Origin of the sequence: Streptomyces sp. NBC_01716 (genome assembly GCF_036248275.1) — a bacterium.
GTDB lineage: Bacteria > Actinomycetota > Actinomycetes > Streptomycetales > Streptomycetaceae > Streptomyces.
This window is the reverse complement of record NZ_CP109181.1, coordinates 6176751-6200989: the sequence shown is the minus strand read 5'-3', so window position 1 is coordinate 6200989 and position 24239 is coordinate 6176751. Positions and strand designations below refer to the sequence as shown.

General features: G+C 70.9%; 18 protein-coding genes. 10 read left to right on the top strand and 8 right to left on the bottom strand.

Translation table 11 applies throughout. The features are described from left to right. Window positions 1–77 precede the first annotated feature (77 nt). The 7 genes from OIE74_RS27345 to OIE74_RS27315 all read right to left on the bottom strand — a co-directional run bounded on the left by OIE74_RS27345 (window position 78) and on the right by OIE74_RS27315 (window position 11607). Window positions 78–2282, bottom strand: a complete 2205-nt coding sequence (locus tag OIE74_RS27345; protein ID WP_329388177.1) for a ThuA domain-containing protein — start codon at window positions 2280–2282, stop codon at window positions 78–80. After that, window positions 2279–4768, bottom strand: a complete 2490-nt coding sequence (locus OIE74_RS27340; RefSeq protein ID WP_329388176.1) for a PQQ-dependent sugar dehydrogenase — start codon at window positions 4766–4768, stop codon at window positions 2279–2281. Before OIE74_RS27340 ends, OIE74_RS27345 begins: the two co-directional genes overlap by 4 nt. 418 nt (window positions 4769–5186) lie before the next feature. Next, the gene (locus OIE74_RS27335) at window positions 5187–6047 is read right to left on the bottom strand and encodes a hypothetical protein (RefSeq protein ID WP_329388174.1); all 861 of its coding nucleotides are present in this window, start codon (window positions 6045–6047) and stop codon (window positions 5187–5189) included. A 110-nt stretch (window positions 6048–6157) separates the two neighbouring features. Further along, window positions 6158–8167 carry an ABC transporter permease gene (locus OIE74_RS27330; protein WP_329392457.1) on the bottom strand — a complete coding sequence of 670 codons (2010 nt, stop codon included), beginning with the start codon at window positions 8165–8167 and terminating at the stop codon, window positions 6158–6160. 62 nt (window positions 8168–8229) lie between these two features. Then, entirely contained in the window at window positions 8230–9066 is an 837-nt protein-coding gene (modA, locus tag OIE74_RS27325) for a molybdate ABC transporter substrate-binding protein (protein ID WP_329388172.1), read from the bottom strand. Between the two features lie 46 nt (window positions 9067–9112). After that, a complete protein-coding gene (locus OIE74_RS27320) occupies window positions 9113–9511 on the bottom strand; it encodes a TOBE domain-containing protein (RefSeq protein WP_329388170.1) in 399 nt (132 codons plus the stop codon). Between the two features lie 98 nt (window positions 9512–9609). Continuing rightward, entirely contained in the window at window positions 9610–11607 is a 1998-nt protein-coding gene (locus OIE74_RS27315; RefSeq protein WP_329388168.1) for a helix-turn-helix domain-containing protein, read from the bottom strand. A gap of 218 nt (window positions 11608–11825) precedes the next feature. Here OIE74_RS27315 and OIE74_RS27310 point away from each other — a divergent pair, with 218 nt between their 5' ends. The 9 genes from OIE74_RS27310 (at window position 11826) to OIE74_RS27270 (ending at window position 22399) form a co-directional block, all read left to right on the top strand. Beyond that, a complete protein-coding gene (locus OIE74_RS27310; protein ID WP_329388166.1) occupies window positions 11826–12341 on the top strand; it encodes an ATP-binding protein in 516 nt (171 codons plus the stop codon). A 107-nt stretch (window positions 12342–12448) separates the two neighbouring features. Next, complete coding sequence (locus OIE74_RS27305) at window positions 12449–13723, top strand: hydroxymethylglutaryl-CoA reductase, degradative (protein ID WP_329388164.1); 1275 nt, start codon at window positions 12449–12451, stop codon at window positions 13721–13723. Window positions 13724–13768: 45 nt separating this feature from the next. Then, the gene (locus OIE74_RS27300) at window positions 13769–15835 is read left to right on the top strand and encodes a hydantoinase/oxoprolinase family protein (RefSeq protein ID WP_329388162.1); all 2067 of its coding nucleotides are present in this window, start codon (window positions 13769–13771) and stop codon (window positions 15833–15835) included. A 28-nt stretch (window positions 15836–15863) separates the two neighbouring features. Continuing rightward, window positions 15864–18017, top strand: a complete 2154-nt coding sequence (locus tag OIE74_RS27295) for a hydantoinase B/oxoprolinase family protein (protein ID WP_329388161.1) — start codon at window positions 15864–15866, stop codon at window positions 18015–18017. Between the two features lie 55 nt (window positions 18018–18072). Continuing rightward, a complete protein-coding gene (locus OIE74_RS27290; RefSeq protein ID WP_329388159.1) occupies window positions 18073–19353 on the top strand; it encodes a CaiB/BaiF CoA transferase family protein in 1281 nt (426 codons plus the stop codon). 1 nt (window position 19354) lies between these two features. Beyond that, complete coding sequence (locus OIE74_RS27285; protein WP_329388157.1) at window positions 19355–20152, top strand: enoyl-CoA hydratase/isomerase family protein; 798 nt, start codon at window positions 19355–19357, stop codon at window positions 20150–20152. Window positions 20153–20192: 40 nt separating this feature from the next. Further along, window positions 20193–21155 carry a hydroxymethylglutaryl-CoA lyase gene (locus tag OIE74_RS27280; protein ID WP_329388155.1) on the top strand — a complete coding sequence of 321 codons (963 nt, stop codon included), beginning with the start codon at window positions 20193–20195 and terminating at the stop codon, window positions 21153–21155. A 90-nt stretch (window positions 21156–21245) separates the two neighbouring features. After that, on the top strand, window positions 21246–21566 hold the full coding sequence (locus OIE74_RS27275) for a hypothetical protein (protein ID WP_329388153.1): 321 nt from the start codon (window positions 21246–21248) through the stop codon (window positions 21564–21566). Between the two features lie 26 nt (window positions 21567–21592). Then, window positions 21593–22399 carry an SDR family NAD(P)-dependent oxidoreductase gene (locus OIE74_RS27270; protein ID WP_329388151.1) on the top strand — a complete coding sequence of 269 codons (807 nt, stop codon included), beginning with the start codon at window positions 21593–21595 and terminating at the stop codon, window positions 22397–22399. A 36-nt stretch (window positions 22400–22435) separates the two neighbouring features. Here OIE74_RS27270 and OIE74_RS27265 read toward each other — a convergent pair whose 3' ends face one another. Further along, on the bottom strand, window positions 22436–23173 hold the full coding sequence (locus OIE74_RS27265; protein WP_329392456.1) for a TetR/AcrR family transcriptional regulator: 738 nt from the start codon (window positions 23171–23173) through the stop codon (window positions 22436–22438). On the opposite strand from OIE74_RS27265, the gene OIE74_RS27260 reads away from it, so the two are divergent. After that, on the top strand, window positions 23084–23956 hold the full coding sequence (locus OIE74_RS27260; protein WP_443076241.1) for an oxidoreductase: 873 nt from the start codon (window positions 23084–23086) through the stop codon (window positions 23954–23956). The two genes, OIE74_RS27265 and OIE74_RS27260, sit on opposite strands and share 90 nt — an antisense overlap. The last annotated feature ends 283 nt before the right edge of the window (window positions 23957–24239 follow it).

Here is a 24239-nt window from a genome sequence, read left to right as displayed (position 1 = left end):
TACGGCGGGTTCGCCGTACCGGGCCCGCTGCCTCACCGCCCGGACCGGGGTTGACCCTCACCCGGCACGGGCCGCTCTCACCGCAGCCTGGCCGCTCGCGCGGCCTCGAACTGGTTCACCCAGTACTGCGTCCGGTCGAGATACGCGGTCTCGGCGGCCGCCCCGATCTTCCCGTACGCGCCCGAGAAGGTCTGGTAGCCGTGCCCGGCCGGCGGGTTGCCCGACGCGGGTTCGATCGAGCTTCCCTCGTGCCATTCGTTGAAGGAGGTGACGGAGACCCAGGTGGGCGATCCGCCGATGGCCGGGTCCAGCGCGTTGTTCCACTGCCTGTCGTACGCGGCGCCGTTGTCCCTGCCCAGGGTGGGCGTGGTGTTGCCGGGTACGGCGCGGTCGTCGATGTAGCCGGGGGCCACCGAGGGCGCCCAGACCAGGTCGTTGGCCCGCGCGTAGTCCCCGGCGTTCTTCCAGCCGGGAGCGGTGGCGCCGGCGATGCCGTCGTAGGTGTAGAGGCCGTTGAAGTGCGCGATCTTCGACGTGTCGGTGGTCTGGGCCAGGACGATGTTGTTGTCCGTCACCTGGTCCAGGGCCGACCAGTCGGGCACGTCGAGGCTCTGGAAGACGTAGAACGCGTTGCTGTTGTCGCGCTCCGCGTCCCGGAAGTACGCCGGGTGGTCGCCGTACCGCTCGTTGATGTAGTTGATGTCGTCCACCGTGGACGCACCGGTACGGCCGCCGTACGGCTCCAGATGCCAGGCGACCTTGATGCCGTGGCGCTGGGCCGCGTCCATCACACCGTCGACCAGACCGTCCTCGTAACTGCCCTGGCCCCACCAGCTGTAGACCAGGACGTTCGCGCCGGACTGCTTGATCCACTTCATGTGCTGTTCGACAGCGCCGGTGAAGTCACCGGAGTCGTACGCGCCGAGCTTGGGGTAGAGATCGGCGCCGACGTCCTCGGGCGGGTTCTGGCCGCCCTGCTGCCAGTGCCGCCAGCTGCCGTTGACCTCGGGGTTGCCGTACCAGGGGTAGTAGAAGAGGTGCACGTTCGACGAGGTCGCGGCCTTGGGGTCCTCGGCCGCGCCCGACAGGCTGAAGCTGTCGATGTCGAAGAGCGCGCCCGCTCCCCCGGTGAAGCGCAGGAACAGCGCGCCCGTCCCGGTGGCGGTCAGCGTCGTGGACACCTCGGTGAAGGTGTCCCAGCTGCCGGTCGGGGCGATGTCGACCGACCCGAGCAGGGTGCCGGTGGCCGAGCCCGACCGGATCTCGACGGTGCCGCCCGCGCCCGCCGACGAGACGTCGGCGGTGAAGGTGGTGGCACCGGCGGTGTCGACCTGGGAGTACCCGGCCCAGTCACCGTTCTCGATATGACCGAGGGTCTGACCGCCACTGGCCGAGCCGTGGTTGGCGCGCTCCACGCCCGACCCCGAGGTGTACGCCTCGCCCTCGACGACCGTGGGCTCCGGGCCCGGGTCGCCGGCGTCCCCCGGGTCCTCACCGCCGGACGAGCAGTCGGCTTCGACCGCGCCCGCCGCGTACTGGATACCGCCGAGCAGTACCTGCCGGAAGGCGGGATCGGCGTACGACTCCTGGGTGTGGCCGAGCCCGGTGTAGAACGAGCGGCCCGCGGCCTGTTCGTCGCACCAGGTGATCGGGTGGTCGCCGCCCATCTCCCCACCGCTGTACGTGGATTCGTCCAGGCTCTGGAGCACATGGACGGACTCACGCGGGTTGGTGCGGTAGTTGTACCACTCGTCGGTCCTGGACCAGGTCGGGTTCAGGTGCGAGGTCGCCGGGTGGGTCCGGTCCTCGTTCTTGAGGGTGGCCTGCTGGATCGCCGGGTGGCTCTTGAACCAGGCGCCGACCAGGCCTTCGTACTCCGGCCAGCCGTACTCGGTGTCGGCCGCCGCGTGGACACCGACGTAGCCGCCGCCCCCGTCGACGTACGACTTCAGCGCGGTCTGCTGCGCGTCGTCGAGCACGTCGCCGGTGGTGCTGAGGAAGACGACCGCCTCGTAGTTCGCGAGGTTGGCCGTGGTGAAGGCACCGCTGTCCTCGGTCGCCGTGACAGTGAACTCGTTGGCCGCGCCGAGGTCTTGGATCGTCCTGATGCCGACCGGGATCGAATCGTGCCTGAAACCGGCCGTCTTGGAGAAGACGAGCACCTCGTACGGGTCGGCCGCGGCCTGCGCCGAGGCGCCGGTGGGCGCGAGGAACGCGGCCCCGAGCGCGACGGTCAGCACGCACGACAAGTGCCGCATGCGCCGGGCGATCTGACGTCTCATCGCTCGGCTCCCCTGTCCGCCTCGGCCGCCGCACCGGTGGAGAAGGTGAAGGCGTCCAGGTCGAAGAGGTTGCCCTGACCCGTCGCGCCCTTGAAGACGAGGAACAACTCCGTCGTCCCGGCAGGGGCGTTGGAGATGTCGCCCGTGACGTCCACGAAGTTCTCCCAGCCGCCGGTCGGCGCGACGGTCACCGAGCCGAGCAGCGTGCCGGTCGCGGAGCCCGCCCGTACTTCGAGCGTGCCGCCGACGCCGCCGGACGCGACACGCGCCGAGATGCTGGTCGCGTTGTCCACCGCGTACGGCTTGAAGGAGACCCAGTCGCCGTTGTCCGTGAAGCCGACCGTGGCGCCGCCCTCGGCGTTGCCGTGGGCCGCGACCTCGATGCCGGACTGGGCGCCGAAGTGCTCGCCCTGCCGGTGGCGGGGCTGCAGGATGCTGTCGCTGTGCGTGGTCAGGCCGCCCTCGTCGGTGTACTCGGCGTCGAAGACCCCGTAGATGTTGGCGGCGGTGTCGTGCTCACCGTCGACGGGCACGTCGATGGTGCCGGAGCAGCCGTTCTTCGAGGTGATCTGGTGCCGGTGCTCGTCGTGGCCGAGCAGATACGTGACCTTGACCTTGGCGCAGTCGACCGCGCCGTCCTCGGGGTCACTGGCCGTGACGGTGAACGGGACGCTGTCGCCCCAGGAGAACAGCTCGCCGTCGGCGGGCGTGTTCAGGGTGACGGTGGGCGCGCTGTTTCCGGCCGTCACGACGAGGCTGGCTGATCCGGTCAGGCCCTCCGGGTCGGTGACGGTGAGGGTCGGCCGGTAGGTGCCGGCGTCGGTGTAGGTGTGGCTCGGGTTGGCGTCGGTGGACTTCGTACCGTCACCGAAGTCCCAGGCGTAGCTGAGCGCTCCGCCCTCGGGGTCGGCGCTTCCCGCGGAGGAGAAGGCGACTTGGAGCGGGGTCGGTCCTGACGTCTTGTCGGCGGCGGCCTTGGCGACCGGGTTGCGGTTGCTGCCCGCGAGGTACTCGATGCGCCACAGGGCCTGGTTGTTGGAGCCGGTGCCGTAGTCGAGGACGTACAGCGCGCCGTCCGGGCCGAAGGCCTGGTCCATGACCTGGGTGCCGGTCCACGGGAAGGCCTCGATGACGCCGGGGGCGCCGTCGGCCTTGACCTCGATGGCCTTGATCCACTTGCGGCCGTACTCACCGGCGAAGAAGCGGCCGTCGAGCGACTCGGGGAACTTCACGTCGGAGTCGAGGCCCGCGTCGTAGTTGTAGACGGGACCGCCCATGGGCGACTCGGAGCCACTGCCGAACTCGGGCGGGGAGCCCGCGTCACCGGAGTAGCGGATCCACGCGGCCTTGGCCGGGGGGAGCTTGCTCTGGCCGGTGTTGTGGAGGGAGTTGTTGGTGGCGCCGCCCGCGCAGCCGTACTTGCCGGCGGAGGGGCCGTCCGGGAACGCCCACTCGCCGTAGGTCTCGGTGGCGGTGTTGGTGCCGGTGCAGTACGGCCAGCCGAAGTTGCCCGCCTCGGTGATGCGGTTGAACTCGACCTGGCCGCTGGGCCCGCGGTCGGCGCTCGTGGAGCCGGAGTCGGGGCCGTAGTCGCCGAGGTAGACGATGCCGGTGGCCTTGTCGACGGACATCCGGAACGGGTTGCGGAAGCCCATCGCGTAGATCTCGGGACGCGTCTGCGCCGTGCCCGGGGCGAAGAGGTTGCCGGCCGGGACGGTGTAGCCGCCGTCGGCCGTGGGCTTGATACGGAGCACCTTGCCGCGCAGGTCGTTGGTGTTGCCCGAGGAGCGCTGGGCGTCGAACTGCGGGTTGCGGTTGGCGCGTTCGTCGATCGGCGAGTAGCCGGCGGACTCGAACGGGTTCGTGTCGTCGCCCGTGGTCAGATAGAGGTTGCCCTGCGCGTCGAAGTCGATGTCACCGCCGACGTGGCAGCACTGGCCACGGTCGTTGGGGACTTCGAGCACGACCTTCTCGCTCGCGGCATCGAGGGTGCCGTCGGCCTTGAGCGTGAAGCGGGAGAGGTTCAGATGCCCCTTCCACGGCTCGAAGTCGGCCGCGCCGCCCGTCACCGGGGCGTCCCCGCCCGGGGTGCTGAGCTTGGGCGAGTAGTACAGATACAGATACCGGTTGGTCTGGAAGTCCGGGTCGGCCGCGACTCCCTGGAGACCTTCCTCGTCGTGCGTGTAGACGTCGAGCTTCCCCGCCGTCCTGGTGTTGCCCGCGGCGTCGGTGAGGCGGAGCGTGCCGTCCCGCGAGGTGTGCACGACCGAGCGGTCCGGCAGGACGGCCAGCGACATGGCCTCGCCCAACTCCGAGCCACCGAGGGCGAGTTGCACCTGCTGGTAGTCCGCAGCCGGGATGTCGGCGGCCTCGTGGCCCGGGTGACCGGGGTGGGCGACGGCTGCGGGGGCGGCGGTGAGACCGGCCGACAGCACGAGGGCGAGCGCCGTGAAAATTCTGGACCACGCTGGTGGGCGTCGTGACATGAAATTTCCTTCCTGACCAGAGGTGGGGTGTGTCAGGCAAGGCGCGCGCCGTCGCGCTTTGCTGCTGAGCGGATGGTGCGGTGCGGGGGGTTCGGGGGATGCCGTGTGTTGGCCCTGGGGCCATGTCGGTAGTCCGAGCGAGTTGCATGCTGGCAACGCCGAATTAATTTGTCAAGGTCGTGTCAAAATTGGCTTCGGCCATTCCGGCGGGGGCCCGCGTGCGCGCGCGAGGCCGAACTCGCCCCGCGTAGACCGGCTTTGGCCTGCCGCCTTCCGCCGACGATCTTGCGGGCGCGCCACCGCCAACTGCGCATCTTTCGGACAGTGTTGTGTGACTGAACAAATTCGCGGAGGTTACGCGAAACGCCGGATTAACTCGCGGCCGGGGGGCGGCTCAGAGACGCCCGGTCGGCTCGCCTCAGCTCAGCAGCGCCCGCAGCGAGACCACCGTCCGCGCGATGAACGCGTCGCGGGTCGTCTCGTCCAGCAGTTCCAGCGACAGGAACGGGTTGAGGTCCTCCAGCTCCACGAGCAGCAGCTCCCCGTCGGGCGCCCGGCACGCGTCGACGCGCTGGATGCCGTGGTCGAGGGTGTTCCAGTCGATGAACTTCCGCGCGAAGTCGAGATCGACGGCCCTGGCCTCGTACGGCACGAGCTCCCACCGCCGGTCCGGGTCGGGTGCGTGGAGCGCGTACTGGAAGTCGTGGTCGACGAAGTAGAAGGAGACCTCGTACGAGAAGGGGATACGCGGCTGTACGAGGACGTCCCCGAGGCCGCCGCCGGGGCCACCGGGCTCGCCGAGACCGCCTAGTTCCGCCAGCCGGGCGCGCGGTACGAACCGCATACCAAAGGAGTCCGCCCCGTCCTTCGGCTTGACGACGTACTCGTCCGCGTCCGGCAGCTTGCCCAGGTCATCGGCCCGGTCCACGGTGGGTATGACGGGCAGCCCGGCGGCGCTCAGCTCCACCAGATACCCCTTGCCCGCCATGTCACCGCGCCCGGTCAGCGGGTTGTAGACGCGCACGCCCTCGGCCAGCGCCCGGCTGCGGAAGTCGTCGTACTGCTTCCGGTAATGGATCACGGGCCCGCTGTTGCGTACGACGACCCCGTCGAACTCGCCCATGAGGCGTGCGGCGTCGGCCGGATGGCACGTGGCGACGCTGAAGTCCCGCCGCAGCCGGGAGGAGAACAGGATGTCCTCGTCGCAGTAGCGGCGGCCCCTGGCCTCGTAGGCGAGGTCGGTGACATAGAGGACACGGGGAGGTACGGCGGCGGACATCGTGCTCCTGAGAGTGACGTGGGTGCCCGCAGATTACGCGGCGCCCCGGGGCCGCCGCCGGGCCGGTGCCGGGAGGACACGGCACGGCTCCGCACGGTGCGGAAGCGGTGTCAGAGAGCCACGACCGTCGCCTCCGTGGCCTTCACGCTCGTCCAGACCGGCACCCCGTCGGCCAGGCCGAGTTCGACGGCGGCCCCCGGGGTGATCTCGGCCACCAGATCCGGGGCCTCCTCGGAGGTGATCAGCACGCGCAGCCGGCTGCCGCTGGAGGTGATCTCGCGTACGGTGCCGGGCCAGACGTTACGGGGGCTGCCGCTCGGCCGGTCCCGGTGCACGGACACGGCCTCGGGCGCGATGATCGCCAGCGCGCGCGTGCGAGGGGGCAGCGGATCCGCGACGACCAGGAGGCCGCCGCCGGTGGGCGCGAACCCGGCGGCGGTCGCGGTGCCGGGCCAGGCGTTGCGGCCGAGCATCCGGGCCACCCACGGTGAGCGGGGGTGGCGGGCGACGTCGGCGGGCGGTGCGTCCTGGACGACACGGCCCTCGTCCAGGACGAGCACCCGGTCGGCCAACGACACGGCCTCCACCGGGTCGTGAGTGACCATCAGACAGACTCCGCCGAAGCCTTCGAGGTGGCTGCGCAGGGTGTGCCGTACCCGCGCACGGGTCGTCTGGTCGAGCGCGGCCAGCGGCTCGTCGAGCAGCAGCAGGCGCGGGCTGGTAGCCAACGCCCTTGCCAGGGCCACCCGTTGAGCCTGGCCGCCGGAGACCTGGGCGGGCCTGCGGTGCGCGAGATGGCCCACGCCGAGCCGGTCGAGCCACAGTTGGGCGGTCCGGCGCGCCTCGGCGCGGGTGGCGCCGTGGGCGCGGAGCCCGTACGCCGTGTTGCTCAGAGCGCTCAAGTGCGGGAAGAGCGCGCCGTCCTGGGGCACCCAGGCGACACCTCTGCGGTGCGGCGGGAGCGCGGTGACGTCGAGCGCGCCGAGGCGCAGCTCGGCGTGGGCGCGAGGGGTCAGACCGAGGAGGGCGCGCAGGAGGGTGGTCTTGCCGGCGCCGTTGGGGCCGACGACGGCGATGGTGGTGCCGGGCTCGGCGTCGAGTGTGAGGCGGGTGAAGCCGGTGACGTCGGCGTGCAGCGCCCACCGTTCGTCGACGGTCAGCCGCTCGCCGTCACCCTTCACCAGGCCGACGGCCGCGGCCCCCGCGCCCACCCCCTCCCCCGGCCCCGATGCCGTGTCGTCGTCCGCCGAAGTGGCCTGCTTCCGGGACCTGTTGGCTGTGTCGTTGGTGTCCTGCGGCGTGCCCGTCCACCGCCCGCGCAGCGCGATCAGTACGGCCATCGCGATGACGAGCAGCAGCAGGGAGACGGATGTCGCCGCCTCCGGCGAACTCTGGAGCAGCAGATACACCTGGAGCGGCAGCGTCTGCGTGGTGCCCGGCAGATTCCCCGCGAAGGTGATGGTCGCGCCGAACTCGCCGAGCGCCCGCGCCCACGTCAGCGCGGCCCCGGCGAGCAGCCCCGGGGCGACCATCGGCAGGGTGACGGTGGCGAACACCCGTACAGGCGAGGCTCCGAGGGACGCCGCGGTCTCCTCGTAACTGGGGCGCAGTCCGCCCAGCGCGCCTTCCAGGCTGATGACGAGGAACGGCATCGCGACGAACGTCGCGGCCAGGACGGCGCCGGAGGTGTGGAACGGCAGCGTGATGCCGAACGTGTCCTCCAGCCAGGGGCCGAGCAGCCCGCGCCGCCCGAACGCGAGGAGCAGTGCCACGCCGCCCACGGTGGGCGGCAGCACCATCGGCAGCAGGACCAGGGACCGCACCAGCGCCTTGCCGGGAAAGTCCACGCGTGCCAGCAGCCAGGCGAGCGGCACCCCGAGGAGCAGGGAGAGTACGAGTGCCCAGCCGGAGACGAGGAGGGAGAGTTCCAGCGCCTCCACGACTCCGGGGCTGGTCAGATGCGTACCGACGTCGCCCCACGAGGTCCGGGCGAGGATCCCGACGAGCGGCAGAAGCAGGAAGGCGACCGCGAGCAGCGCGGGGAGTGCGAGCGCGACGGGCGTACGCGGCTGGGTGCGGGTGCGGGTGCGGGTGCGGCGGCCCGGGGCCCGGCGGGGCATGCTGAGGCGGCTCATCGGGCTCCTGCGGGTCCTGCCGGCCTGTGGCACGGGCGAGTTGGCGATTACGGCACCAGGAAGCCCGCGTCCAGGAGAAGCCTCTGCGCGTCGGGCGTGCTGAGCCAGGCGACGAACGCGGCTGCGGCTTCCGCGTGTTCGGACGTCTTGAGCGTGGCGGCCGGGTACTCGGCGATGGCGTTCTGCGCGTCGGGGATCTCGACCGCGTCCACCTTGTCCGTGGCGATGGCGGCATCGGTCTGGTAGACGATCCCGGCGTCGGCCTCGCCGAGTTCGACCTTGCTGAGGACCGCGCGGACGTTCGGCTCCTGCGAGACCGGCTTCACCTCGATCTTCTGCGCGTCCAGCACCTGTTCGCTGTACCGGCCGACCGGGACCTCGGGCGCCGCGAGGACGACCTTGAGCTTGGGGTCGGCGAGGTCCTTCAGGCTCCCGATCTTCTCCGGGTTGCCCTCCCCGGTGGCGATGACGAGACGATTCTTGGCGATGACGGTCGGCGTCCCGGTGTCGGCCTTCAGACCGTCCATGGTCTTGGTGTCGGCGGTCACCAACGCGTCGGCGGGGGCGCCCTGTTCGACCTGCGCGGCGAGTTCCTGCGAGCCGGCGAAGGAGAACGTCACCTTCGTGCCGGGGTTCGCCTTCTCGTACGCGGCACCCGCCATCGCGAAGACATCGGTGAGCGAGGAGGCGGCGAGAACGGTCAGTTCGCCCGCCGGGGTGCCGGTCGCCGACTCGGTGGGCCTGGCACCGGCGTCGCTGTCGTCACTGCCACTGCCGCTGTCGCTGTCGCCGCCGCTGCACGCGGCCAGGGTGGCGAGCAGGGCCGCGGTGAGCGCGGCAGCGGCGGTACGGCGTATGGCGGCCGTTCTGAGGGTGAAGGACATGAGGGTTCAGGACTCCCTGGAAGGCTGAGCACGAAGACGGAAAGGGTCAGACGCGGTCGATGTGCACGCTGGTCGACTTCACGCGGGCGGTGGCCCGCATCCCGACCTCCAGGCCCAACTCCTCGACGGCCTCCCTGGTCAGGAGCGAGACGAGCCGGTGCGGCCCGGCCTGGATCTCCACCTGGGCGGCGACGTCGCCGAGTTTGACGGCGGTGACGATGCCGGGGAAGGCGTTGCGCGCCGAGGTGTACGGCACCTCCTCGTCGCCGTTGCCGCCGCTCTGGCCGATCTCGACCGAGAACGCGGCCAGGTCGCGGCCGTCGATGAGCCGTCGGCCGCCGTCGTCACGATGGGTGGCGACCCGGCCGGCGTCGGCCCACCGGCGAGCGGTGTCGGTGCTGACGCCGAGGAGGCGCGCGGCCTGGCCGATTGTGTAGGACTGCATGCGCGGAAAGATAGGCCGCCTGCCTGGCATTTGCAATGTCCGATCCGGATACCCATGGCAGATGCGGACGTCGGAGCCGCCCGGCGACCGGTCCGCCCTCAGGCGCCGGAGTCGCCGCCCTGAGGCCGCTGCCGGTTCTGCGACGAGGGGGCGAGAACGGTCTCCGAGAGAGCCTGGAGGCGCACCGCCACCGAGATACGGAAGTACGGATCCGGCTCCCGCCACTCACCGCCGAGCAACTGTGCGACCCTGTCCAGCCGTTGCAGCACCGTGTTGGTGTGCACGCCCATCATCCGCGCCGCGCGGGAAGGGCTCGCGTTGCAGTCGACGAACCGGTGGAGAGTGGCGAGCAGGTCCGTCCCGCGTTCGGCGTCCCAGCGCAGGACGGGGCCGATGGTGTGCCCGATGAACTGCCCCACGCTGGTGGGGTCGTGGGCGAACAGCGTGGTGTACGGCAGGTAGGCGTCGGCCGCGACCGCGGCGGCCTCGAGCCCGAGCGCGGCGAGCACCCTGCTGCAGTCCCGGGCCGCGGAGAAACGGGCGCTCAGTCCGTCAAGGGTCTCGGCGGGAGCCGCGGCCACTGCCAGCAGTTTGCCGATACCCGTTCCGGCACAGATCCGGTCGTGTACGGCGGTCGCGGCACGCTGCGGGTCGCTGTCCGGTACGACGAGCGTGACGACGCCGTCCACCTCACCCGCCAGGCCGGACTGCCCGGCCGCCGTGTGCGCGGCCCGCAGCGCCGCACGGCGCTGTTCGGGCGCCACCACCGCGATGACGACGGTGCGCAGGTCGTCCGGGCGCAGTCTGCGGGCGTGCAGCCGGGCGGGCAGGCTGGAGTGGCGCCTGAAGTCGGGGCTGACCAGGTCGCCGAGCAGTTCGCCGCGCACACGGTCCTCGGCGTAGAGGACCGCGTCCTGTTTCAGGGTGAGCAGCGCGGTGATCTGTGCGGCGCGCTCGATGGTGCGCTGCTCCACCGCGCCGAGCTCCACCCCGCCGTCGCCGATGAGCAGGCCGCCGAGCATCATCTCTCCGGCGAGCACGGCGACCGCGGCGTGGAACCCGCCTGGCGTCGGCTCCAGCAGGGTGCAGCGTCCGGAGGCCAGGCTGTCCGTGACCGCCGAGCGGACGGGGGGCGGGTCGATCACCGAGTCCGTGCTCCGGTCGTCGGACGAGGCGATGACGGCGTAGGACTCGTCGAGGATGACCACCGGCCTCTCCAGCGCCGCTCCCAGGGTCCGCGCGACATCGGCGGCTCCGCCTCCGCGCAGCACCGCGGTCGTCAGTTCCTCGTGCACCCGGCTGGCGCGTTCCATCGCCTCCACGTGGGCGGCCAGCGCGTCGTACGCGTGCTGTGTCTCGGCGGCGGCGTCGCGGGTCCGGGTGAGCAGCCGGGCCGATTGCAGGACGACCGCGACGTTGTCGGCGAAGGCCGACAACAGCGACACCTCCTCGGGGGAGAACTCGTGCTCGTCGCGGTTGGCGGCGAACAGCACCCCCAGAATCTCGTCGCCGGCGATCAGCGGGACGCCCAGGATGGAGACGAGGCCCTCGGCGCGGACCGCGTTGTCGATGCTCTCGACGTGCGGCACGTCGCGCAGCCGTTCGTAGCGCGAGGTCCACTGCGGGGCGCGGGACTCGACGATCTTGCCGGCCAGACCGATATGGGGCGGCACCCTCAGTTTCTGGAAGGAGGGGGCGACCGCTCCAGCGGTGGAACGGACCTTCAGCTCGCGGGTGGTCTCGTCGAACTCGGACAAGTAGGTGACGTCGGTTCCGGCGAGGTCGTGCGCGCGCCGTACCAGCCGGGTGATCAGCAGATCCACGTCGTGCAGTTCGGCAAGTTCCCGCGCGCTGGAGAACAGCGCGGACAGCTCCTGTCCGCGCCGGCGCAACCGGGCCATCCCGCCCTGGAGCTCGCGGACCCGCCGGCCCACCTGGGCGACCGTGGTGGTGTCGAGCCGCTCGGTGAGCAGCAGGTCGGTCACGGCGTCCCGCTCGTCCGGGCGGCCCTTCGCGGCGAGGTCGAGCAGGGCCAGGACAGCGGGCACGGAGACGTCGGCCTCCTGCGCCTGTCCGGTGTCCCGGGGCGCGTCCATCCCTCTCACCCTGTGTGAATCATCCACTAGATACCCCGCTCTATGTGCTCATCGTATATGTCCGCTGCCGGAGACGGTACCTAGAGTCGGAAGCGTGACAGCGGAGACATCCCGACGACATCCGCCCGTCACAGAACCGAAGACCGACTCTGATCCGCTCCCTGGCCGCCATGTCACTCGCCGGCCTCCCCCACGGACTCCTCACCGGAGGACACGCCATGATCATTGAACAGTCACCCCGCTCCCTCTTCGTCCGGCACGGCGACGCCGTGCTCGGGAAGCGGTCCGCGGTGTGCTCCATGGTCGCGGAAACCCGTGCGGTCCCCGCTCTGCGAGCCTTCGCCCGTGACATGGCGACGCAGTGGGGGGCACCCGAGGAGACGGTCGACGCCCTGCGCGTGATCGCCACGGAGCTGGTGACCAATACCGTGCTGCACAGCGGAAGCCCCGAGGTGACCCTGCTGCTGACGGTCGACGATCACACGGCCACCGTCGAGGTCAAGGACACCGGCAGGTGGCGGATGGAGAGCGGTGCCGCCGGGACACCCGAGGAGAGGGTGTGCGGCCGGGGACTCCATATGGTCCACGCCTACTCCACGGCCTGCCGGGTGGAGCGGACCGCGCGGGGCACGGCCGTGCGTGCTGAACTGCGGATGTCGCGGCCCCCTCCCGACAGCGTTCCCGCGCCATCCCCGGCAGCCACCGCCCGCCTACAGCCCGCTATGGCGGTCTAGGGCCTGCCGTCCCGTTCTTGCCCCATCCCGCCGAGGGCGTGCCGCCACGTCCCGGCCTATCGCTCGTCCGCCTCCCATGAGGCCCGTCACTGGAAGCAGGAGGACCCATGGCAGTCAACAGTCGCCTGTCCGGAATGAAGGACTTGCCGATCGGCGAGCGCCGCGCCCGAATCGCGCGGAGCACCTCGGTCGAGCCGGAGCGGCTGGAGGTGCTCGATCCCGAGCAGGGCCTCACTCTTGAGCAGGCCGACCACATGATCGAGAACGCCATCGGTGTCTTCGGCGTCCCGCTGGGCGTGGCGACCAACTTCACCGTCAACGGCCGCGACTATCTGATCCCCATGGCCACCGAGGAGCCGTCGGTGATCGCCGCGGCCAGCAACGCCGCCCGCATCGCCCGCGTCAACGGCGGTTTCACCACCTCGACCACGGAACCGCTCATGCGGGCCCAGATCCAGATCCTCGACGTCGCCGATCCGCACACCGCCCGGCTGCGGCTGTTCGAAGCCCGTGACGAGCTGATGGCGCTGGCCGACAAGCAGGATCCCCAGCTCAGCCGCATCGGCGGCGGCGTCCGGGATGTGGACGTACATCTGGTCGACGCTCCCGCCGCCACCTATGTGGTGCTGCACCTGATCGTGGACGTACGCGACGCGATGGGCGCCAACGCCGTGAACACCATGGCCGAGGCGGTCGCCGGGCGGGCCGGCGAGATCGCCCAGGGCCGTGCGCTGCTGCGGATCCTCAGCAACAAGGCCGACCTGCGCCTGTGCCGGGCGCGTGCCGTGTTCGACGCCGACGCGCTCGGCGGGCCCGAGGTGGTCGACGACATCGTGCACGCCGCCGCGCTGGCCGAGGCGGACCCCTACCGCGCCGCCACCCACAACAAGGGGATCATGAACGGCGTCGTCGCCGTGGTCCTGGCCACCGGCAACGACACCCGGGCCGTCGAGGCCGGATCCCACTCCCACGCCGTCGACCGGAACGGCAGGTACACAGCCCTGTCGCACTTCGAGAAGGACTCCGACGGCAACCTGACGGGTGTACTGGAGCTGCCGATGGCGGTCGGCCTCGTCGGCGGGGCCACCAAGGTGCACCCGGTCGCGCGGGCCGCCGTGGCCCTGCTCGGCGTCGACACGGCCCGCGAGCTCGGTGAGGTCATCACCGCTGTCGGCCTGGCACAGAACCTCGCCGCCGTACGGGCCCTGGCCGCCGAGGGCATCCAGCGCGGCCACATGTCGCTGCACGCCCGCAATGTCGCCGTCACCGCCGGCGCCACCCCCGAGGAACTGCCGGTCGTGGTCGCCCGGCTGATCACCGACCGCGCCGTACGGGGAGACCACGCAGAGAAGATCCTCGCCGAGCTGCGCGACAAGGCCTGATTCCGCACAGCCCGCACGTTCGACTGTCAAGGGAGACACTGAAACATGGCACTTCATGTGGGTATCGACGTCGGTGGCACGTTCACCGACGCGGTCGCGGTCCTCGACGGGCGCGCGGTCCGCGGGAAGGCGTTCTCGACCAAGGACGTCACCACCGGCATCCTGGGCGCGCTGGCCGTGCTCCAGGAGCGTGCGGGCCTGTCCGAGGAGGAGTTCTACCCGGCCGTCGACCGGTTCGTCCTCGGGAACACGATCGTCACCAACGCCGTGGACGAGCAGAAGTACGCCACGGTGGCCCTGCTCACGACCCAGGGGTTCCGCGACACGATGCGGATCGCCCGGTCCGCGCGGACCGACGAGCGCGACCCGCACAAGATGCTGTCGCCGCCCGACATCGTCGAGCGAGGGCGCGTCTTCGAGGTCGCCGAACGCGTCGACGCGCACGGTGAGATCCTCGTACCCCTGCGCGACGACGTGATCGCCGCCGCGGTGGAGGCCGCGCTCGCCACGGATGCCGAGGCCATCGCCGTCTGTCTGCTGTGGTCGTTCCGCAACCCCGCCCACGAGCAGGCCATCGGCGCATACCTGCGGGAGAACCACCCCGGCGTCCCGTTCACCCTCTCCAGCAGCCTGACACCGGTCTACCGGGAGTACGAGCGCATGGTCACCACGGCCCTCGACGCCGCGGTCAAGCCGCTCGTCGCCTCGCACTTCGATCACCTCGCCGAAGAACTGGGCGCCCGGGGCCTGCGTACCCGGGTGCAGATCATGCAGGTCCACGGCGGGTTCCTGTCGGTCGAGGAGACGAACAAGGCGCCGATCTCCATGTTCAACTCCGGCCCGGTCGGCGGTGTGACAGGCGCCCGGCTGCTCGGGAAGCAACTGGGCAGGCGCCGGGTGCTGACCGCCGACATGGGCGGCACCAGCCTGGACGCCGCCGCGATCATGGACGACGAGTTCCGGCTGCTTTCCCGGGCCGAGATCGGCGGACTGCCGACGAGTCTGACCGTCGTCGACATCGAGACGATCGGCGCCGGCGGCGGCAGCTCCGCCTGGGTGGACGGTCGCGGACTCCTCCGGGTCGGCCCGCACAGCGCGGGCTCCACCCCCGGGCCCGCCTGTTACGGCAAGGGCGGGACCACCCCGACGGTCACCGACGCCGCGCTCGTGCTCGGCCTCATCAACCCCGACTACTACCTCGGCGGGGCCGTCGAGCTGTACGAGGACCTCGCCCGCGAGGCGCTGCGCGAGCACGTCGGTGAGCCGCTCGGGCTGACCGAGGACGCCGCGGCCGAGGGCGTGTACCGCCTCGCCACCTCGCAGATGACCAACGCGCTGCGCAAGATCACCGTCAACCGCGGCCATGACCCGCGGGAGTTCACCCTCGTCGGTTTCGGCGGCGCCTGCGGACTGTTCGCCGCGAGCATCGCCGCCGAGATCGGCGTGACCGAGATCGTCATCCCCCGCAACGCCGCGGTGTTCTCGGCCTACGGGCTCATGCACGCCGATTCCGTCTTCTCCGCCGTGCGGACCAGCCCCTGGACGATGCACCAGCCGGCCGCCGATCTCGACGGCGAGTTCCGTGCCCTGGAGCAGCGCGCGCAGGCGTGGTTCGAGGCCGAGGGCATCCCCGAGGACCGGCGCGAACTCCACCGCGAGGCCGACATGAAGTTCGTCGGCCAGATCTTCGAGGTCACCACGCGGCTCAAGGGCGGGACCTTCACCGAGGCCGACAAGGATGAACTGCGCGCGCGGTTCATCGCCGACTACCAGAGCGAGTTCGGGGCCGGCACCGCCTGGACCGAGACCGACATCCTGCTGGTCAACTCCAGGGTGCGGGCGGTCGGCCGCAGTGACGTCCAAGAGGTCGGCCAGGTCCAGCAGGCGGTCGGTGACGACGAGAAGCACGTACTGCTGCGCCGCGGCATCGTCGAACCGGCGACGGGGACACGTACCGACGTGGACGTGCACCGCGGGTTCGCCGCCCTGGGCCGGGCGAATGGACCGTGCCTGCTTGAGGAGCCCGACACCACCGTCTACGTCCCCACGGGCGCCACGGTGGAACTGACCGGTGCCGGGGACTTCCTCGTCCGGCTCGACTCGTCCGTCTGATCGCCACGGCTGCTTCCAGGAGACCCTCATGACCGTATCCGCAACCGGCCTCCCCGCCGGGTACGACCCCGTCACGCTCGAAGTCATCCGCATGCGCCTGGACTCCATCGTCGAGGAGATGGGCATCGCGATGATCCGTTCGTCCGGCTCTCCGGTGATCACCGAGGCCGGCGACTTCAACACCGCGCTCTTCGACCCGACCGGCCGTATCTACGCCTACTCCGACTACGTCCAGTTCCACATCGGCTCCGGCAGCGTCGCGGTCCAGAACCTGGTCAGGGAGATCGCGGGCGAGCCCCTCGCGCCCGGCGACGCCTTCATCTCCAACGACCCGCACACCGCCGGCGCGAGCCACCCGCCGGACACGAACGTGATCTCGCCGATCTTCCACGGTTCCGAGCTCATCGGCTGGGCTCAGTCCCAGGCCCACCTCCTCGACGTCGGCGGGATGACACCGGGCGGCTTCGCCCCCGACGCCTTCGACTGTTACAGCGAGGCGCTCCGCCTCCCGCCGGGGGTGAAGATCTTCGACAAGGGCGAGCCCGTCGAATGGGTGCGCCGCATCCTGCTCAACAACGTGCGGGTGCCCGCGCTGTTCTGGAACGACGTGCGCTCCCTGGTGGCCAGCAACAACACCGGGATCCAGCGGCTGCTCGCCACCGTCGGGGAGTTCGGGATCGACGAGTTCCGTGAGTACACCCGGCTCAGCTTCGAACTGGCGGAGCAGGTGGTCCGTGACCGCGTCGCGAAGATCCCCGACGGTACGTACACGGCCGAGGAGTGGACCGAGCACAACGGCCATGTCGACGAGCTGTACCGCGTCGCCTGCACCATGACCAAGCAGGGCGAGCAGGTCACCTTCGACTTCACCGGATCCAGCGAGCAGACCGACGGCTTCGTCAACTGCAGTTACGGGGCACTCGTCGGGAGCGTCGCCACCGCGGTCGTCCCCATCCTCGCCTGGGACGTGCCGTTCAACGAGGGCGTCATGACCGCCTTCGAGGTCGTCGCCGAGCCCGGCTCCATCGTCAACCCCACACCTCCGGCGCCGATCAGCAACGGGCACCTGACGACCGGCGCCCGCGTCAGCCGGCTGGTCACCAAACTGATGAACGACGCCTGCCGGGGCAGCGCCGACGACACCGTCCGGGGCCGCGCCCAGGGCGTGTGGGCCGACTCGTGGACCGGCGGAATCTCGGCCGGCACCTCGGACGACGGCGAGTACTTCGTGCTGTTCAACATGGACGGCGGAGGGATGGGGGCGGGCGCGCAGCCGGACACCGACGGCCTCGACTGCGCCGGGATGATGACACAGGTCAACAACATGCTCCCGGACGTCGAGATGAACGAGATGCTCTATCCCGTCCTCTACCTGTGGAAGCGGCTCAACATCGCCAGCGCCGGACACGGGGCCCACCGCGGCGGACTGGGACTGGAGTTCGCCTGGACCCTGCGCGGCGCGTCATCGGTCACCCAGACCGTGTTCGCCCCCAGCGCCCAGGTGGTCGCCGACGGGTACGGCGGCGGGCTCCCCGGCGGGGGCAGCGGGCACCGGATCCTGCGCGGGACCAACATCGACGGTCTGCTCGCCGCGGGCACGGTGCCCACCGACGACAGCCTGACATCCGATGAGCAGGACCTGCTGGCCATCAACCAGTCCTCGGTACCGGTCTCGGCCGGCGATGTCTTCGTCCAGTGGATCGCCGGGGGCGGCGGGTACGGAGATCCCCTCCTGCGTGACCCGCTGCTCGTCGCCAAGGACGTCCGGGACGGGTACGTCACCGACCACGCGGCGTCCGCCGTCTACGGCGTGGTGCTCGCCGCCGGCGCCGTGGACACCCACGCGACCGAGCACACGCGCAAGGCGATGCGCGCCACCCGGATCGGCGGGGAACCTGCCGCGTCGGTCGCCGCCGACGCGCCCGCCGGTGCGTCCGCGCCCCGCCGTACCGCGGACGGCTGGTACTGCCCGGCCAGCGGTGCTCGCGTCAGCACGAAGGAGGACTGGCGGGAGGACGCCGTCGTCACCACGCGGGTCGCCGCCGATCGGCTGGGCGAGTTCGGCGTCCGGGTACGGCCCCGGGAGAGCGGGCAGCGTGTGCTCATCGACGAGTTCTACAGCCCGCGCTGCGGCACGCTGCTGGACGCACGTATCCGGGTCGAAGCCGCCGTGGCCGGCTGATGCGCCCGTGCCGGCCGCTGCCCCAGCGGTACTCGAAGAAGGAGGTTGTCGCGTGATGGAGCTCAACGGTGGTGCCGGCCCCGACGGGGGTGGGGCCGGCCTCGACGCCATCCTGCCGGGCGGTCCCTCGCGGGGGGCGCTGCGCGGTGTCGTCGTCCTCGACATCACCCGGGTGGTCGCGGGGCCGTTCTGCTCGATGCTGCTCGCGGATCTCGGAGCGACGGTCATCAAGATCGAGAATCCCAAGGACCCGGACTACGCCCGCGCGTTCCCCCCGCTGCTGACGTCGCCGGAAGGCGAGGCGTTCAGCGCGTTCTTCGCGCAGTACAACCGGAACAAGCTCGGCATGACGCTGGACCTGTCCCAGCCCGAGGGCAAGGACCTGCTGCGCGAGCTCGCCACCCACGCGGACGTCCTGGTCGAGAACTTCCGCGGCGGCACCATGGACAAGCTGGGCGTCGGCTACCAGGAGCTGCGGAAGGTCAACCCGCGGCTGATCTACACGGCGATCTCCGGCTACGGCCAGACCGGCCCGTACCGGCGCAAACCCGCGTACGACAACAGCGCGCAGGCCACCGGCGGGCTGTGGTCGATGAACGGTTTCCCCGACCGCCCGCCGGTCCGGGTCGGCACCATCATCGGCGACTTGTCGGCCACGCTCTACGCCGTCATCGGCACACTCGCCGCGCTGCGGCACGTCGAGCAGACCGGTGAAGGTCAGCTGGTCGACATCTCCCAGCAGGACTCGGTGCTCAGCCTGACCGAGAACGCGGTCGTCTCGCACACGGTCGAGGGCAAGGTGCCGACTCCGCTCGGCAACGAGCATCCGTTCGTCAAGCCCTACGAGCTCTACCCGTGCAAGGACGGCTTCGTCTTCTTCGGCGGCTACACCGACAAGTTCTGGCGGCTGACCTGCGAGATGTTCGGCGAGCCGGGACTCGCGGCCGACCCGGAGATCGACACCATGGCCAAGCGGTTCACGCCCGAGGTCTACGAGCGCCGCGTGCGGCCCCTGCTGCACAGGTGGTTCGCCGACCGGACGAAGACCGAACTCGAAGAACTCGCCGGCGACCTCGTCCCGCTGAGCGCGATCAAGGACATCGGGGAGGTCATCGCGGATCCTCAGATCCAGGCCCGTGACATGGTCGTCGACGTCGAGTACCCCGACTTCGGCCGGCTCCGTATGGTCGGCTCGCCGGTCAAGCTGGACGTCACACCGGCCGACCCCCGGGGACTCGCTCCCCGGGTCGGCCAGCACACCGACCAGTTGCTCAGGGCCTTCGCGGGTCTCTCCGACGAACGTATCCGCGCTCTGCGCGAGGCGGGAGTGGTCTGAGATGGGCGGCGTCACGCTCGACCGCGACGGGCCTGTCGCGCTCATCCGGTTCGACCGGCCGGAGAAGCTGAACTCGCTGACCCTGGCGATGTACGAGGAGCTGGGTGCGGCTTTCGACGAGGTCCGCGACGATGATTCGATCGCCGTCGCGGTCCTCACCGGCAGGGGCGACCGGGCCTTCTGCGTCGGCGCCGATCTCACCGAGTCCATCCCCGCGCTCGCCGAGGGGCGGTTCGACATCTCCCGGTGGGACAAGGCGCACCAGAAGCACACCACCCTGTTCAAGCCGGTGATCGCGGCGGTCAACGGGCTCTGTCTCGGCGGCGGGTTCGAGATCATGCTCTCCACGGACCTGCGGATCGCCGCCGACACCGCCGAGTTCGGGCTCCCCGAGAGCGGCGTCGGAGTCGTTCCGGCGGGCGGCACCCTGACCCGGCTGACCAGACAGATCCCCTATGTCTGGGCCATGGAGCTGATGCTGCTCGGCGACCGGATCCCCGCGGCCACCGCCCTGAGGTACGGCCTGCTCAACGCCGTTGTGCCCGCCGACCAGTTGCTCGACGCGGCGATGGACCGGGCGCACCGCCTCACCGCCCGCAGTGGCACCGCCCTGGAGACGATCAAGGAGTCGGTGCTCCGCCTCGGGGACCTTCCGCAGGATCAGGCGTTCCACTCCGAGGCGCTGTACGGGCAGCGGGCGTTCACCGCCCCGGACGCCCATGAGGGGCTGGCCGCGTTCGCCGAGCGCCGGCGACCCGAGTTCCCCTCCCGCCGGAACGCCGGCAAGCGCACCACATAAGGGAGCCTTCGTTCCCCCGCCCACCATCGACGGACGCGCCATGACATCGAAGAACACATCGTCCACGAACCCGCTGCCCCGCGTCGCACCCCAGCAAGGAATGCCCGAACGGGTCCGCGTCTACGAGGTGGGTCCCCGCGACGGTCTCCAGGCCGAACCCGTCCGCGTCCCCACGGCCGTCAAGACCGAGTTCGTCCGGCGGCTCGCCGACGCGGGGCTGACCACCATCGAGGCCACCAGCTTCGTCTCCCCCCGCTGGATACCGCAGCTCGACGACGCGCACGAGCTGCTCACCGCCGTGGGCCCCCTCGACGGCGTCCGCCTCCCCGTACTCGTTCCCAACGACCGCGGTCTGGACCGGGCGCTGGCCGCCGGTGCCCGGGAGATCGCCGTCTTCGCCAGTGCTACCGAGTCCTTCGCGAAGAACAACCTGGGGCGGGACGTGGAGGGGGTGCTGGCGATGTTCGAGCCCGTCGTGCGCCGGGCCCGTTCCGCGGACCTGCCGGTACGCGGCTACGTGTCGATGTGCTTCGGCGACCCCTGGGAGGGCGATGTGGACCCCCGCCGGGTCGTATCGGTCGCCCGGAGGCTGCTCGACATGGGCTGCACGTCCCTGTCGCTGGGGGACACCATCGGTACCGGCACGCCCGGCCATGTCCTGGAACTCCTGGACGCGGTACGGGGAGCGGGTATCGCGTCGGAGCTGATCGCCCTCCACTTCCACGACACCTACGGGCAGGCGCTCGCCAACGTGCATGCCGCGCTGACCGCGGGCATCACCGAGTTCGACAGCTCCGCCGGCGGCATCGGCGGCTGCCCCTACGCCAAGAGCGCCACGGGCAACCTGGCCACGGAAGACCTGCTGTGGATGCTGCGGGGACTCGGCATCCCCACCGGAGTCGATCTGACCGCCCTCGCCGCCACCAGCCGCTGGATGGCCGGTCACCTCGGCCGCCCGAGCCCTTCCCGCGTCGTCACGGCCCTGGCCGGCGCGACGAGCTGACCGCCCACCAGGTCCGGTGCAACCCCGCGAATGCGCTGCGAGCGTCCCCCGGAAGTCCGTATGCGGGGTCGGCTCGGCAGACTTGAGCACATGGTGCGTCTTCAAGTGCTCACGCCGAACGACTGGCCTCTCTGGCGCGACGCCCGTCTCGCCGCCCTGACCGAGGCGCCCCACGCCTTCAAGTCCCGCGTCGGGGACTGGCACCGGGGCGGGGAGGCGCGGTGGCGGGCGCGGCTGGAGACTCCCGGCGCGTACAACGTCCTCGCGTCGCTGAAGCTCGCGGTGATTCCCGGCAACTCACCCGCCGTCTCGCTGTACACGCGCCACGGCTTCGTTCTCGCCGAAGAGCGCGGTGACCTGCTGTCCGACGGCGTGACCAGGGAGCATGTGATGGTGAAGGCATTTCGCTGATCGAACGCACTGCCTAGGATCGCGGGATGAGCCAACACAACACGGGGGCCGACGGCCGGCAGGGTCTGCTGGCGGGGCGCGTCGCGATGATCACGGGTGCGTCGAGCGGCATAGGCGCGGCGGCGGGACGGCTGTTCGCGGCCGAGGGGGCGGCGGTCGTCCTGATGGCGCGTCGTACGGAGAAACTGAGCGCCCTGGCCGAGGAGATCACCGAGCGGGGCGGCCGAGCGCTGGCCGTACCGGGCGATGTGGCCGTCTCCGACGACGTACGCCGCGTCGTCGAGGCGGCGGCGGCGCACTTCGGAGGGCTGGACTGCGCCTTCAACAACGCCGGTTACGCGACGCTCGAATCGTCCCTGCACGAAACGGCCGACGAGGTCTACGAACGCACCATGGACGTGAACGTCCGGGGCACCTGGAACTGCCTCAAGCACCAGCTGCCGGTGATGCTCGACTCCGGCCGGGGTGGCTCCATCGTCAACACCAGCAGTACGGCGGGCCGTTACGCGACCGGCGCGTCCGTGCCGTACGTGGCGGCCAAGCACGCCGTGCTGGGGATGACCCGCGCCGCGGCGTCGGAGTACGGCGAGCGGGGGATACGGGTCAACGCGCTGGTGGTCGGCACCACCCGCAGCGAGATGATCGAGGAGGCGGTACGCCAGATGCCGGTCCTGGAGCAGGCGTTCATCGCTCCGCAGATCCAGAAGCGCATGGCGGAGCCCGCCGAGATCGCGGAGGCGGCGGCCTGGCTGTGCAGCGACCGCGCGTCCTTCGTCACCGGGACAGCTATGCCGGTCGACGGCGGCATCTCGGCCCAGGCGAAGTCCGGCTGACGCGACCGGGGCCCGCGCCGCGCCGCGCGCCCCGAGTCAGATCCCCATACGCGCGGCGATGCCGTCGAGCACACAGTCCAGACCGGTCTCGAACTGCCAGTCCGGATCGTCCTTCCGGGTGCCTTCGTGCAGATACCGCTCGAAGTGGGGGTAGCGGCCCGTGCTCATCAGCCACGCCATCCGGGGGGCCAGCGCGGCCCGGCTGTCCTGGCCGCTGGTCCACCCCCGTTCCTCCCTCATCTGCCGCAGGGCGAGTTCGGCGTCGACCGAGCCGTCCACGTACGCGGTGACCGTACGGAAGACGGCCATCGTCAGATCCGCGTCGAGACCGGGACCGGGACCGAGGCCGTGCAGCGCCGCCAACCCCTCCTCGGGCGCCACGAGTTGATTCGGGGTGGGGCCGTGCAGGGCGGCGCGTGAGAGCCAGGGGTGCCGCAGCCGTACGGTCCGGATACGGACGGCCAGCCCCCGCAGCGCCGACCGCCAGTCCTCCGCCTCGCTGTCCGGCCGTCTCACCTCGCCGTACACGAAGTCCGCCATCAGCTCCAGGAGTTCGTCCTTGCCGGTGACATAGCGGTACGCCGCCATGGGCGCGACGCCCAGCTCGCCGGCGAGCCGGCGCATGGTGACGGCGTCGAGGCCCTCACGGTCGGCGAGTTCGACCGCCGCCGCAGCGATCCGCGCGTGTACGGCGAACAGGCACTCGCGGGCTGGGCCGGAGTGACCGACGCGGTCCGTGCGTCGGGCGGAAGGATCGTCGCGCAGCTCTGGCACGTCGGCATGGCCCGTACGCCGGGATCCGGACCGGTCCCCGGGGCCCCGGCCGTCGGGCCCTCCGGCATCGCCGTCGACGGCTCGGCGTCCGGTCTGGCCATGACCTCGGCGGACATCGACGCGGTGATCGCGGCGTACGCCGAGGGGGCCGCGAACGCGCGGGCGGCCGGGTTCCACGGGATCGAAGTGCACGCCGCCCACGGCTATCTCATCGACCAGTTCCTCTGGTCGCACACCAACCGCCGCACCGACGGCTACGGCGGCGGCATCGCGGCGCGGACCCGCTTCGCCGCCGAGATCGTCGCGGCGTGCCGCGCCGCCGTGCCGGCGGACTTCCCGATCCTCCTGCGGATCTCGCAGTGGAAGATGGGCGCCTTCGACGCACGGATCGCCCAGGACCCGAAGGAACTCGACGCCCTCCTCACCCCGCTCGCGGCGGCGGGCGTGGACGCCTTCCACTGCTCGACGCGGCGGTTCCACCCGCCGGAGTTCGACGGCTCGGACCTCAACTTCGCCGGGTGGGCGAAGAAGCTCACCGGCAGGCCCACGATCAGCGTCGGATCGGTGGGCCTCGACAACGAGTTCCTACAGGCCTTCCAGGGGCAGCGGGGCGGAGTCACCGACATCGGCGGCCTGTTGGACCGTATGGAGCGCGACGAGTTCGACCTGATCGCCGTCGGCCGGGCGCTGCTGGGCGATCCGGCCTGGCTGAGCAAGGTCCTTGACGGCCGCGTGGACGAACTCCGGCCGTTCCAGCGGGAGTCGCTCGCCTCGCTGGCCTGAGCCGGACGGGGGATACGGACGGGGCCGACGGGGGATGTGGCCGGTCCGGGCGACCTTCGACGATGGATTCCCGTGGGTGCAAAGGGAATTCGGGTGGAAGGGGAGCTCCGGTGGAACGCTGGGATCGGGCCGGACCGAGAGCGGCCTAAGAGGCGGCCCAGGCGCTGGTGCCGTACGCGCTGATCAAGGTCTCGTGGGTGGCCGGCTCGCTCGCGGGGGTGCTGCCGGTGGGCGACGGGTTCGGGATGGACTACGGCGGACCGATCCCTTAGCTGGAGGCCGA

Excerpts from the sequence above, each read along its gene's own strand:
- OIE74_RS27345 (WP_329388177.1), bottom strand. The coding sequence starts at position 2,282 with ATGAGACGTCAGATCGCCCGGCGCATGCGGCACTTGTCGTGCGTGCTG.
- OIE74_RS27340 (WP_329388176.1), bottom strand. The coding sequence starts at position 4,768 with ATGTCACGACGCCCACCAGCGTGGTCCAGAATTTTCACGGCGCTCGCC.
- OIE74_RS27335 (WP_329388174.1), bottom strand. The coding sequence starts at position 6,047 with ATGTCCGCCGCCGTACCTCCCCGTGTCCTCTATGTCACCGACCTCGCC.
- OIE74_RS27330 (WP_329392457.1), bottom strand. The coding sequence starts at position 8,167 with ATGCCCCGCCGGGCCCCGGGCCGCCGCACCCGCACCCGCACCCGCACC.
- modA (WP_329388172.1), bottom strand. The coding sequence starts at position 9,066 with ATGTCCTTCACCCTCAGAACGGCCGCCATACGCCGTACCGCCGCTGCC.
- OIE74_RS27320 (WP_329388170.1), bottom strand. The coding sequence starts at position 9,511 with ATGCAGTCCTACACAATCGGCCAGGCCGCGCGCCTCCTCGGCGTCAGC.
- OIE74_RS27315 (WP_329388168.1), bottom strand. The coding sequence starts at position 11,607 with ATGGACGCGCCCCGGGACACCGGACAGGCGCAGGAGGCCGACGTCTCC.
- OIE74_RS27310 (WP_329388166.1), top strand. The coding sequence starts at position 11,826 with ATGATCATTGAACAGTCACCCCGCTCCCTCTTCGTCCGGCACGGCGAC.
- OIE74_RS27305 (WP_329388164.1), top strand. The coding sequence starts at position 12,449 with ATGGCAGTCAACAGTCGCCTGTCCGGAATGAAGGACTTGCCGATCGGC.
- OIE74_RS27300 (WP_329388162.1), top strand. The coding sequence starts at position 13,769 with ATGGCACTTCATGTGGGTATCGACGTCGGTGGCACGTTCACCGACGCG.
- OIE74_RS27295 (WP_329388161.1), top strand. The coding sequence starts at position 15,864 with ATGACCGTATCCGCAACCGGCCTCCCCGCCGGGTACGACCCCGTCACG.
- OIE74_RS27290 (WP_329388159.1), top strand. The coding sequence starts at position 18,073 with ATGGAGCTCAACGGTGGTGCCGGCCCCGACGGGGGTGGGGCCGGCCTC.
- OIE74_RS27285 (WP_329388157.1), top strand. The coding sequence starts at position 19,355 with ATGGGCGGCGTCACGCTCGACCGCGACGGGCCTGTCGCGCTCATCCGG.
- OIE74_RS27280 (WP_329388155.1), top strand. The coding sequence starts at position 20,193 with ATGACATCGAAGAACACATCGTCCACGAACCCGCTGCCCCGCGTCGCA.
- OIE74_RS27275 (WP_329388153.1), top strand. The coding sequence starts at position 21,246 with ATGGTGCGTCTTCAAGTGCTCACGCCGAACGACTGGCCTCTCTGGCGC.
- OIE74_RS27270 (WP_329388151.1), top strand. The coding sequence starts at position 21,593 with ATGAGCCAACACAACACGGGGGCCGACGGCCGGCAGGGTCTGCTGGCG.